Raw genomic sequence first — 10,722 nt, forward strand, 5'->3', positions numbered from 1 at the left:
GCTGCTTACATCCACGGCTTCTACAATCCAGCCCGGCTACACTCGGCGCTGGGCTACCACTCGCCTAACAACTACGCCCGGCAGCTCCGGGCTGCCGCCTGAAACGGCTTCATGGCGTCCGTTTTCAGGGGGCCAGATCAGTCAGCCGCATGGATGCGGCTGCCAAGCCTACAGGGACGTACTTGCGGCGTCCCCGCGCTGCGACACCGCCCCGCCAACCCACGGAATGCCGCTTTGGCTGTTGCTGTTGCCGGCCAGCGGCCGGCACTACCGCGGGTGCAGGGCCGCAGGCCCTGCCGAACCACCCTCACTCCGCGACGTGCTCGACCTGCCGTGGCTCCGGCTTGGTATCCGGCAGCTGCCAGAAGATCATCGTCGAGGTCAGGGTGATCGCGCCCACACAAAGGAACGTGGCATGCAGCGCGGCGGTCGCGCTGTTGCTGTCCAGGTGGTTGCCGAACGCGGCCAGCAGGCTGCCGGCCGCCGCAGCACCGAAACCGGCGGCGAGCATCATCACCATCGACAGCAGGCTGTTGCCGGAACTGGCGAACTCGCGGTCCAGGTCGCGCAGGGTTACGGTGTTCATCACGGTGAACTGCAGCGAATTGACCGCACCGAAGAACGCCAGCTGCAGCAGGCGCCAGGCCAGGTGCTGGCCCGGTGTCATCAGGATGAAGCTGGCCATCGCCAGGCCCACCAGCACGGTGTTGACCATCAGTACGCGGCGGTAGCCGTAGCGCTCGACCAGCTTTACCGCCAGCTTCTTCGACACCATGCCGGCCGCCGCCACCGGCACCATCATCAGGCCGGCGTTCATCGGGCCCAGGCCCAGGCCGACCTGCAACAGCAACGGGATCAGCATCGGCATGGCGCTGCTGCCGATGCGCGAGAACAGGTTGCCGAGGATGCCGATGCGGTAGCTGGGCACGCGGAACAGGGCCAGCGAGAACAACGGCGCGGTGGAGTTGGCGGCGTGCAGCCAGTAACCCACCAGCGCAGCCAGGCCGGCCACGGTCATCAGCATCACCAGCGCATGTGGCGTACCCAGGCCGGAGATGCCGTCCAGCGCCAGCGACAGCACCACCATCGCGAAGGCCAGCATGATGTAGCCACGCAGGTCGAAGCGGGTGCGATGGCTGGCGTAGTGGTCGGGCATGATCTTCATCGCGGCGATGAAACCGATCACGCCGATCGGCAGGTTGATCAGGAACACCCAGTGCCATGAGGCGATCTCGACCAGCCAGCCGCCCAGCGTGGGGCCGATCAGCGGGCCAACCAGCGCGGGGATGGCGATGAAGCTCATCGCGCGCAGGAAATCCTCGCGTGGCACCGACCGCATCACCGCCAGCCGGCCGACCGGCAGCAGCATCGCACCGCCGATGCCCTGCAGCACGCGCGCACCGACCAGCTGGTGCAGGTGCTGGGCCAACGCGCAGGCCAGCGAGCCGAGGGTGAACAGGATGATCGCCACCAGGAAGGTGCGCCGGGTGCCATAGCGGTCGGCAATCCAGCCCGAGGCGGGAATGAAGGTGGCCACCGCCAGCGCATAGCTGAACACCACCGACTGCATCTGCAGCGGGCTCTCGCCCAGGCTGGCCGCCATCGCCGGCAACGCCGTGTTGACGATGGTCGAGTCCAGCATCTGCATGAAGATCGCCAGGGACACCAGCCACAGCAGGGGACGGTGGCGGTTGTAGGTCGATGACGATGTAGGCATGGCGTGCGGCCGGTGCAGCGTGGGGGCCGCCATGATCGCGCACTGCGGGTCACGGCGCGATCAAGGTCGCGCCGTGATGGCCTGCGGAATGCTCAGCGCTGGCTGTGCGCGTGCACCGCGTCGACCAGCACCTGGACGTGTGCCGGGTCCATGTCCGGCGACATGCCGTGGCCAAGGTTGAACACATGGCCCTCGCGCGAGCCGCCGTTGCCGGCGGCATAGGTGTCGAGCACGCGTGCGGCGGCCGCGGCGATCGCATCCGGCGAGGCGTACAGCGTGGTCGGGTCGAGGTTGCCCTGCAGGGCGACGCGGCCACCAGTGCGGCGCAGTGCCTCGTCCAGGTCCAGCGTCCAGTCCAGGCCCAGCGCATCGGCACCGGTGTGCGACAGCGCTTCCAGGTGCAGGCCGGTGCCTTTGCCGAACAGGATCAGCGGCGTGCGCTCGCTGCCTTCGCCGCGCTCCAGCTCCTCGGCGATGCGCTGCAGGTAGCGCAGCGAGAACTCGCGGTACATCGACGGCGACAGTACGCCACCCCAGGTGTCGAACACCTGCAGCGCCTGTGCACCGGCCGCGCGCTGCGCGCCGAGATAGGCGATCACGGCGTCGGTGGTGACCTCCAGCAGGCGGTGCAGGGCCTGCGGGTGGTTCAGTGCCATGGCCTTGATGCGCGCAAAGTCCTTGCTGCCACCGCCTTCCACCATGTAGCAGGCCAGTGTCCACGGGCTGCCGGAGAAGCCGATCAGCGGCACCTGGCCGTCCAGTTCGCGGCGGATCAGCCGTACCGCATCCATCACGTAGCCCAGGTCCTGTTCCATGTCCGGCACCGCCAGCCGGGCGATGGCGGCTTCGTCGCGCACCGGGTGCCGGAACTTCGGGCCTTCGCCTTCGACGAAGTACAGCTCCAGGCCCATCGCATCGGGAATGGTGAGGATGTCCGAGAACAGGATGGCCGCATCCAGCGGGAAGCGGCGCAGCGGCTGCAGGGTGACTTCGCAGGCAATCTCCGGGGTCTTGGCCATGGCCAGGAAGCTGCCGGCCTTGGCCCGGGTCGCGCGGTACTCCGGCAGGTAGCGGCCGGCCTGGCGCATCAGCCAGACAGGGGTGCAGTCCACCGGTTCGCGGCGCAGGGCGCGCAGCAGGCGATCGTTGCGGAGAGGGCTGGTCACGATGGGCATTCCTTGGACGAAAGTTGGCAGCGGCGTCAGTCGCCGTGCGAGAGGATCTGGAAACCGCGATGCAGTTCGGCATCGCGGGCCTTCTCGAAGGCATGGCGGGCTTCGTCGGCCTGCAGGAACAGCTCGCGCCGCAGCTGCGAGCGGCCACCGACGCGACCGCTCTCGCGCAACAGTTCCCAGCCGCCGAACAGGTCCGGCTGCAGGCTCAGGCGCAGGAAGCGCGGTGCCTGCGCGCCGGCGTCGGGATGTTGCAGGTAGACGTGCATGCCGACGATTGTAGCGGGGCCAGAGTGACCCCGGCCGCAACGCGGCCGTGCCGGCCGCTGGCCGGCAATCCTGCCGCGCAGCCCGGTCGTGCCGGCTGCTGGCCGGCAATCCTGCCGCGCAGCCCGGTCGTGCCGGCTGCTGGCTGGCAATCCTCCCGCGCATCCCGGTAGTGCCGGCCGCTGGCCGGCAATCCCCTCGCGCATCTCGGCTCTACCGGCCCGACAGCACCTTCAGCACCGCCGCCTCATCCACGTCCGGCACCACTTCGGCACGCCCCATACCGCGCCACAGCACCAGGCGCAGGCGGCCGGCCACGTTCTTCTTGTCCAGGCGCATGCGGCCGAGCAGGGCCTGCGGGTCGAGCCCGGCCGGGATTGCCACCGGCAGGCCCAGGCGTTCCAGCAGTGCCTGCAGGCGCACGCGGTCGGCATCGTCGGCCAGGCCCAGCTCGGTGGACAGCTTCGCCGCCAGCACCATGCCCACCGCTACTGCCTCGCCATGGTTCAGCGCATCGCGGCCGGGCGCGGAGTAGCCCTGCTCGGTTTCGATGGCATGGCCGAAGGTGTGGCCGAGGTTGAGCAGGGCACGTTCGCCCTTCTCGAACGGATCGCGCTCGACGATGGCGGCCTTGTGCCGGCAGCTGCGCGCGATGGCTTCGGCCAGAGAAGCATCCTCGCCGGCCAGCAGCGCATCGGCATGCTGCTGCAGCCATTCGAAGAACACGGCATCACCCAGCGCGCCGTACTTCACCACTTCGGCCAGGCCCGCACGCAGCTCGCGCGGCGGCAGGGTGGCCAGTACGCGGGTATCGGCGATGACCGCGCGTGGCGGATGGAAGGCGCCGACCAGGTTCTTGCCGGCCGGAATGTCGACCGCAGTCTTGCCACCGACTGACGAATCGACCATCGCCAGCAGGGTGGTGGGCAGCTGCACGCAGTCCACGCCACGCATCCAGCAGGCCGCGGCGAAGCCGGCGAGATCACCGACCACGCCGCCGCCCAGCGCGAACACGCAGGCATCGCGGGTGGCGCCGAGCGCAGCCAGCGCTTCGATCGCACGGCCGAATTCGGCCAGCGTCTTGGAGGCTTCGCCGGCGGCCAGCACGTGCTCGCCGACGATCAGGTCGGGGCGTGCGGCCAACAGCGTCTGCTTGGCCGACGCCAGATAGCGCGGAGCCACTTCGCTGTCGCTGAGCAGCAGCACATGGCGGCCGCGCACGTGTGAAACCAGTGCAGCGCCATCGGCCAGGGCACCGGCGCCGATGGTGATGGAGTAGGGGCGATCGCCGCCAACGGCGACCTGCAGCAGGGCGGGGGAAGTCATGTGGTCATGTCCTGGCGCTGCCATTGCGTGGCCAGCTTGACTACCAGTTGGGCAGTCGCGTCGGCAGCGGTATACGGGTCGGTATCGAGCGTGAGGTCGGCCAGTTCTCGGTACAGCGGGTCGCGCTGTGCGGCCAGATCATGCAGCACCTGCTCGCGGTCCGGGCGCTGCAGCAGCGGCCGGCCCTTGTCGCGGGCCAGGCGTTCCAGCTGCGCGGCCACGCCGACCCGCAGGTAGACCACGAAGCCGCGCCGGGCAATCAATGCGCGGTTGTCCGGATCCAGCACCGCTCCGCCGCCGGTGGAGACCAGTTGGCCGCGGCCTTCCAGCACACGGGCCAGGGCCTGGCGTTCATGGTGGCGGAAGCCGGCTTCGCCGGCGTGCTCGAAAATGGTCGGGATGCTGGCGCCGGCGGCGTCGACGATGGCCTGGTCGACATCGACGAAGTCCAGCGTGAAGCGCTCGGCCAGGCGGCGGCCGATGCAGGTTTTGCCGGCGCCCATCGGGCCGATCAGGATCAGGTTCGGAGCAGGATTCATGCCCTCTGATGCTAACACCTCCGTGCCCCGGCCTTTACGTCCTTCACGTCAGGGTAGGCGTTCCTGCGGGGTTTCCCGCGCCAACCGGAGTACAGGCCATGACGGTCGCCAAGGTCATCGAAATCACCGCCTCCTCGCCGAAGAGCGTGGAGGACGCCGTGCGCAGCGGTCTGAAGAAGGTCTCCGAGACGGTCAAGGGCATCCAGGGCGCCTGGGTGAACGAGACCAAGGTGGTGACCAATGGCAGCGGCGAAATCACCGAATGGCGGGTCAACCTGCGGGTGACCTTCCTGGTGGAATAGGCGCGCTCAGCGCACGTCCTGCACCTGTCGCTGGCCGTCCAGCACCACCACGTGGTCGGCCAGGGCGGGCAGGGCATGCAGCGCCTGGCGGCTGACCCGCTCGTAGTACTGCACGAAGCGCTCCAGCTGTGGCCGGCTCATGCCGTGCCGGCCCGGCTGCGCGGCCTGCAGGTTCTGCTCCTGCTGCCAGCGCCAGCGCGGTACCACCGAGAAATCCGGCGGCTGCAGGAACCACAGGCGGTCGCAGCGCTGCCACAGCGCCGGGTAGTCGCGGGCCAGCACCTGGTTGCACCAGCGCCGCCAGCGACCATCGGCGTCGGCTTCGCGCTCCAGTGCGTTCAACGGGCTGTCCAGCGCGGCGTCATCCTGCGCCGGCGTGCCCAGGAACCAGCCTTCGAACACCAGCAGGTCGAGGGGCTGCTCGATACGCGGCCATTGCGCTTCGTGCACGCGTTCGTCGGCCAGCTTGTCGAAGCGGGGCATCGCCAAAGGCTGGCGTGCGGTTACGGCGTCGAGCACCGCGTGGGCCAGCGTCAGGTCGTGGGTGCCCGGCGGGCCGCGCGTGATCAGCAGCGGATGCACCTGGCGGGCCAGCCGTTGGCGCTGTGCGCGGGTGAGGTAGACATCATCGATGGACAGCGTGGCTGCGTTCAGGCCGCGCGACTGGGCGCGGGCCACCACCTGCGCGGCCAGCGTCGATTTGCCGCTCCCCTGCAGGCCGCTGATCGCCAATACTGGAACTGCTGCGCCGCTGCCCAGTGCATCGTCCAGCACCTGTTCGGCCAATGTTTCGGGGAATCCTTTCACCTGGGGCATATACGCAGCAGCGGCCATGCAGCCACAATAGCCCAATCCGTGTGAGAAGAACGCAATCATGAGCGACCTGTACGCAGAAGCCCTGTCCACGTTTGCCGCCCTGTTCGAAGAGGCCAGGCAGAGCCGCGAGGTCGAGCCGAACGCGATGACGGTGGCGACCGCCGATACGCAGGGCCGTCCCTCGGCGCGCACCGTGCTGCTGAAGGCCTTCGACGAGCGCGGCTTCGTCTTCTATACCCACCTGGACAGCCACAAGGGCCGTGAGCTGCAGGCCAATCCGCAGGCCGCGCTGTTGTTCCTGTGGCGCAGCCTGCGCGAGGCCGGCATCCAGGTACGCATCGAGGGCCGTGTCGAGCAGGTCGCCGATGCTGAGGCCGACGCCTATTTCGCCAGCCGCCCGCGCATGAGCCAGATCGGCGCGTGGGCCTCGCAGCAGTCGAAGACGCTGGCAACGCGCGAGGAATTCGATGCGCGCGTGGCCGAGGTCGAAGCGCGCTTCGAAGGCAAGGACGTGCCGCGCCCCGACGGCTGGAGCGGCCTGCGCGTGGTGCCTGACCGCATCGAGTTCTGGTACGGCGCGCAGTTCCGCCTGCACGAACGCTGGTGCTATGAAGCCGGCGCCGAAGGGCGCTGGAGCAAGCGCCTGCTGTATCCGTAAGTCAGGGCGGTGCCGGGCTGCTGTAGAGCCGAGCCCATGCTCGGCTGTTGTCCCTGCAGAAGCAGCCGAGCATGGGCTCGGCTCTACAAACCTTCCGCACGCAGCCACCGCCACAGCGTGGTGCGTGAGACGCCCAGCGCCTGTGCCATGCCTTCGCGGTCATTGCGGTGTTCCTGCAGCAGCGCCTCCAGCTGCGCACGCGGCGGTCGCTTGCCGTTGCTTTCCACTGGCAGTGCCGCGACGCCTTCCTTAACCAGCTCAGGCGCCAGCTGCAGCAGTCGCGCGGCATCAATCAGCCCTTCACCGGGTTGCCAGTGGATGCGTAGTCGATCCACCAGATTGCGCAGTTCGCGCACGTTTCCGGGCCACTGGGCTGCGCTCAGCGCCGCCAGTGCATCCTCATCCAATGGCGCGTCGATGCCACGCAGCTGGCGGAAGAAGTGGTGTGCCAGCAGCGGGATGTCCGAACGCCTCGCCCGCAGCGAGGGCAGGGCAATCCGCAGCGCGGCCAGGCGGTAGTAGAGGTCGCGACGGAAACTACCGGTCGCCGCGCGCTGCTCCAGCGACTGCAGGGTGGCGGCCACCACGCGCAGGTCGACCGGCGTCGGTTCGGTGGCACCGACACGCAGCACCTCGCGTTCTTCCAGCACGCGCAGCAGGCGGGTCTGCAGCGGCAGGGGTAGTTCACCAATTTCATCCAGGAACAGCGTGCCGCCGTCTGCGGCCTCGACCAGGCCAACGCGGCCGCCACGACGTGCGCCGGTGAAGGCGCCATCGCTGTAGCCAAACAGCTCCGCTTCCAGCAGCGATTCGCTGATCGCGCCGCAGTTCAGCGCCACGAAGCGTCCGCGACGACCGCTGGCGGCGTGCAGCTGGCGCGCGACCAGTTCCTTGCCGGTGCCGGTTTCGCCGGTGACCAGTACGGTGCTGTCATGTGGGGCGTACAGCGCGATCTGTGCGCGCACCTGTGCCATGGCCTCGCTGTCGCCGAGCAGTTCAGGCGCGTCTGCACGCGCTGCAGGGCGCGGGCGCGGGGCAGCGCGGTTGCCACCGGAGCGGGCCAAGGCCTGGGTCAGCTCCAGTGCGTGTTCGAACGCCTGCCGTACCGAATCGGCGGAGTACAGCAGCACGCCGGGCAAGCCGGCCTGTTCGGCGTGGTCGATGGCCATGCCGGTACCGACGATCACCTCGATGCCGTTGGCGCGCAGGTCGGCGATGCAGTCGCGCGCGTCCTCGCGGGTGACGAAGCGGCGATGCTCGATATCCAGGCCGAAACTCTGCTGGAAGTTGCTGAACACCGGCACGTCGCTGGCGTGGGTGACCAGGCCGATGCGGCTGGCTATGCGGCGGGCACGGGCCAGCGCTTCCATCAGGTCGAAGCCGTTGGCCTGGATCGGCACCAGTGGCAGCTCCAGCCGCCCGCGTAGCCAGGCGGCATTGGAGCCGCCGGCGATCACTACGTCGCAATGCTCACGGCGCAGCCGTTTGCCGATCACGTCCACGGCTTCCTCGAAGCCGAGGTTGATCTGCTCGATGCGCGCACGGCGGTCGAACTCGGGGATGACGTCGCCGAGCAGGCCGGTCAGGCGCGAAACGCTGACGGTCCAGATCACCGGACGGCCGGGGTCGGCATCGGCGTGGCGCAGCGGGGTGCGGGGCAGGTACATGACGGCAGCAATTGGTCGGAATGTTTCATGATACATCCGTTTCAATGTTTCATATGTTTCACTGTTGCGGGGTGGTCATGTCTGTGAAATCAAAGGCTTGCAGCTTGGCACGGGGCTTGCGCCCTCTGTCCCGTACTTCAACCTGGATCGCCGCATGACCGCTTCCGCCCCTTTCTCCGCCGGTGCCCGCTTCCGTGAGGCGCTGGCTGCCGAATCGCCCTTGCAGGTGATCGGCGCGATCAACGCCAACCACGCCCTGCTGGCCAAGCGCGCCGGCTTCCGCGCCATCTACCTGTCTGGTGGCGGTGTTGCCGCCGGCTCGCTGGGCCTGCCGGACCTGGGCATCAACACCCTGGAAGACGTGCTGGTGGACGTGCGCCGCATCACCGATGTCTGCGACCTGCCGCTGATGGTCGACATCGACACCGGCTTCGGCCCGAGTGCGTTCAACATCGCGCGCACCGTGAAGTCGCTGATCAAGGCAGGCGCGGCCGCCTGCCACATCGAAGACCAGGTTGGCGCCAAGCGCTGCGGTCACCGTCCGGGCAAGGAAATCGTCTCGCAGGGCGAAATGGTGGACCGTGTGAAGGCCGCTGCCGATGCCAAGACCGATCCGGACTTCTTCCTGATCGCGCGTACCGATGCCATCCAGGTGGACGGCGTGGACAAGGCGATCGAGCGCGCCATCGCCTGCGTCGAGGCCGGTGCCGACGGCATCTTCGCCGAGGCCGCCTACGATCTGGACACCTACCGCCGCTTCGTGGATGCGGTGAAGGTGCCGGTGCTGGCCAACATCACCGAATTCGGTGCCACCCCGCTGTTCAGTCGCGATGAACTGGCCTCGGCCGGCGTCGCCATCCAGCTGTTCCCGCTGTCGGCGTTCCGCGCGGCCAACAAGGCGGCCGAGAACGTGTACCAGGCGGTGCGCCGCGATGGCCATCAGCGCAACGTGGTGGAGACCATGCAGACCCGCGAAGAGCTGTACGACCGCATCGGCTATCACGCCTTCGAGCAGCAGCTCGATGCGCTGTTCGCCGCCAAGAAATAAGCAGTACCCTGCACCATCAAGTTTCGGAGGGAAACATGAACGATACGACCGCAACCCCCACCTTCAAGCCGAAGAAGTCCGTCGCCCTGTCCGGCACCGCTGCCGGCAACACCGCGCTGTGCAGCGTGGGCCGCAGCGGCAACGACCTGCACTACCGTGGCTATGACATCCTGGACCTGGCCAACACCAGCGAATTCGAGGAAATCGCCTACCTGCTGGTGCACGGCAAGCTGCCGACCCGCGCCGAGCTGGTTTCGTACAAGGCCAAGCTGAAGTCGCTGCGTGGCATTCCGGCCGCGGTGAAGGCCGCGCTGGAAGAACTGCCGCCGTCGGCACACCCGATGGACGTGATGCGCACTGGTGTCTCCGTGCTCGGCTGCGTGGCGCCGGAGAAGGACGACCACAACCACCCGGGCGCGCGCGACATTGCCGACAAGCTGATGGCCTGCCTCGGCTCGATGCTGCTGTACTGGTACCACTGGAGCCACAACGGCCGTGCCATCGACGTGGAGACCGACGATGACTCGATCGGTGGCCACTTCCTGCACCTGCTGCACGGCGAGAAGCCGCAGGACTCGTGGGTGAAGGCGATGCACACCTCGCTGATCCTGTACGCCGAGCACGAGTTCAACGCCTCGACGTTCACCTGCCGCGTCATCGCCGGCACCGGCAGCGACATGTACAGCGCGATCTGCGGTGGCATCGGCGCGCTGCGCGGTCCCAAGCATGGCGGTGCCAACGAAGTGGCGTTCGAAGTGCAGAAGCGCTACGACAACCCGGATGAAGCCGAGGAAGACATCAAGGCCCGCGTCGAGCGCAAGGAAGTGGTGATCGGCTTCGGCCACCCGGTCTATACCGTGTCCGATCCGCGCAACAAGGTGATCAAGGACGTGGCCCGCGAGCTGTCCGAAGAGCAGTCGAGCATGAAGATGTACGACATCGCCGAGCGCCTGGAATCGGTGATGTGGGACATCAAGAAGATGTTCCCGAACCTGGACTGGTTCAGTGCGGTCAGCTACCACATGATGGGCGTGCCGACCGCGATGTTCACTCCGTTGTTCGTGATCGCCCGCACCGCCGGCTGGAGCGCGCACATCATCGAGCAGCGCATCGACGGCAAGATCATCCGCCCGAGCGCCAATTACATCGGTCCGGAAGACCGCGACTTCGTCGCCATCGACAAGCGCGTCTGATCCACCTGCTGTACTCA

At 67.8% G+C, this 10,722-nt stretch carries 11 protein-coding genes; 4 read left to right on the forward strand and 7 right to left on the reverse strand.

Going from position 1 to position 10,722, the window contains the following annotated elements:
- Nucleotides 1–307: 307 nt before the first annotated feature.
- The 5 genes from mdtD to AC5P8J_RS18305 form a co-directional block, all read right to left on the reverse strand.
- The gene (gene mdtD / locus AC5P8J_RS18285; RefSeq protein ID WP_103282599.1) at nucleotides 308–1,717 is read right to left on the reverse strand and encodes a multidrug transporter subunit MdtD; all 1,410 of its coding nucleotides are present in this window, start codon (nucleotides 1,715–1,717) and stop codon (nucleotides 308–310) included.
- Nucleotides 1,718–1,809: 92 nt separating this feature from the next.
- Nucleotides 1,810–2,892, reverse strand: coding sequence for a uroporphyrinogen decarboxylase (gene hemE / locus AC5P8J_RS18290; RefSeq protein ID WP_049468774.1), 1,083 nt, complete (start codon nucleotides 2,890–2,892; stop codon nucleotides 1,810–1,812).
- Between the two features lie 26 nt (nucleotides 2,893–2,918).
- Complete coding sequence (locus AC5P8J_RS18295) at nucleotides 2,919–3,158, reverse strand: WGR domain-containing protein (RefSeq protein ID WP_019660053.1); 240 nt, start codon at nucleotides 3,156–3,158, stop codon at nucleotides 2,919–2,921.
- A gap of 211 nt (nucleotides 3,159–3,369) precedes the next feature.
- A complete protein-coding gene (gene aroB / locus AC5P8J_RS18300; RefSeq protein WP_111102330.1) occupies nucleotides 3,370–4,482 on the reverse strand; it encodes a 3-dehydroquinate synthase in 1,113 nt (370 codons plus the stop codon).
- On the reverse strand, nucleotides 4,479–5,021 hold the full coding sequence (locus AC5P8J_RS18305) for a shikimate kinase (protein ID WP_111102331.1): 543 nt from the start codon (nucleotides 5,019–5,021) through the stop codon (nucleotides 4,479–4,481). The genes aroB and AC5P8J_RS18305 overlap by 4 nt, the downstream gene beginning before the upstream one ends.
- Before the next feature lie 98 nt (nucleotides 5,022–5,119).
- On the opposite strand from AC5P8J_RS18305, the gene AC5P8J_RS18310 reads away from it, so the two are divergent.
- Entirely contained in the window at nucleotides 5,120–5,323 is a 204-nt protein-coding gene (locus tag AC5P8J_RS18310) for a dodecin family protein (RefSeq protein ID WP_005410663.1), read from the forward strand.
- Nucleotides 5,324–5,329: 6 nt separating this feature from the next.
- On the opposite strand, the gene AC5P8J_RS18315 is transcribed toward AC5P8J_RS18310, so the two are convergent.
- A complete protein-coding gene (locus tag AC5P8J_RS18315) occupies nucleotides 5,330–6,157 on the reverse strand; it encodes a D-glycerate 3-kinase (protein ID WP_021204427.1) in 828 nt (275 codons plus the stop codon).
- 40 nt (nucleotides 6,158–6,197) lie between these two features.
- On the opposite strand from AC5P8J_RS18315, the gene pdxH reads away from it, so the two are divergent.
- Nucleotides 6,198–6,797, forward strand: a complete 600-nt coding sequence (gene pdxH / locus AC5P8J_RS18320) for a pyridoxamine 5'-phosphate oxidase (protein ID WP_019660049.1) — start codon at nucleotides 6,198–6,200, stop codon at nucleotides 6,795–6,797.
- An 83-nt stretch (nucleotides 6,798–6,880) separates the two neighbouring features.
- On the opposite strand, the gene prpR is transcribed toward pdxH, so the two are convergent.
- Nucleotides 6,881–8,464, reverse strand: coding sequence for a propionate catabolism operon regulatory protein PrpR (prpR, locus tag AC5P8J_RS18325; RefSeq protein ID WP_031270801.1), 1,584 nt, complete (start codon nucleotides 8,462–8,464; stop codon nucleotides 6,881–6,883).
- 154 nt (nucleotides 8,465–8,618) lie between these two features.
- Here prpR and prpB point away from each other — a divergent pair, with 154 nt between their 5' ends.
- A complete protein-coding gene (prpB, locus tag AC5P8J_RS18330; protein ID WP_005418360.1) occupies nucleotides 8,619–9,512 on the forward strand; it encodes a methylisocitrate lyase in 894 nt (297 codons plus the stop codon).
- Nucleotides 9,513–9,547: 35 nt separating this feature from the next.
- Entirely contained in the window at nucleotides 9,548–10,705 is a 1,158-nt protein-coding gene (gene prpC, locus AC5P8J_RS18335) for a bifunctional 2-methylcitrate synthase/citrate synthase (protein WP_005418357.1), read from the forward strand.
- The last annotated feature ends 17 nt before the right edge of the window (nucleotides 10,706–10,722 follow it).

This window comes from Stenotrophomonas sp. YJH_SMC_37, from assembly GCF_059370035.1.

Excerpts from the sequence above, each read along its gene's own strand:
- mdtD (WP_103282599.1), bottom strand. The coding sequence starts at position 1,717 with ATGCCTACATCGTCATCGACCTACAACCGCCACCGTCCCCTGCTGTGG.
- hemE (WP_049468774.1), bottom strand. The coding sequence starts at position 2,892 with ATGCCCATCGTGACCAGCCCTCTCCGCAACGATCGCCTGCTGCGCGCC.
- AC5P8J_RS18295 (WP_019660053.1), bottom strand. The coding sequence starts at position 3,158 with ATGCACGTCTACCTGCAACATCCCGACGCCGGCGCGCAGGCACCGCGC.
- aroB (WP_111102330.1), bottom strand. The coding sequence starts at position 4,482 with ATGACTTCCCCCGCCCTGCTGCAGGTCGCCGTTGGCGGCGATCGCCCC.
- AC5P8J_RS18305 (WP_111102331.1), bottom strand. The coding sequence starts at position 5,021 with ATGAATCCTGCTCCGAACCTGATCCTGATCGGCCCGATGGGCGCCGGC.
- AC5P8J_RS18310 (WP_005410663.1), top strand. The coding sequence starts at position 5,120 with ATGACGGTCGCCAAGGTCATCGAAATCACCGCCTCCTCGCCGAAGAGC.
- AC5P8J_RS18315 (WP_021204427.1), bottom strand. The coding sequence starts at position 6,157 with ATGGCCGCTGCTGCGTATATGCCCCAGGTGAAAGGATTCCCCGAAACA.
- pdxH (WP_019660049.1), top strand. The coding sequence starts at position 6,198 with ATGAGCGACCTGTACGCAGAAGCCCTGTCCACGTTTGCCGCCCTGTTC.
- prpR (WP_031270801.1), bottom strand. The coding sequence starts at position 8,464 with ATGTACCTGCCCCGCACCCCGCTGCGCCACGCCGATGCCGACCCCGGC.
- prpB (WP_005418360.1), top strand. The coding sequence starts at position 8,619 with ATGACCGCTTCCGCCCCTTTCTCCGCCGGTGCCCGCTTCCGTGAGGCG.
- prpC (WP_005418357.1), top strand. The coding sequence starts at position 9,548 with ATGAACGATACGACCGCAACCCCCACCTTCAAGCCGAAGAAGTCCGTC.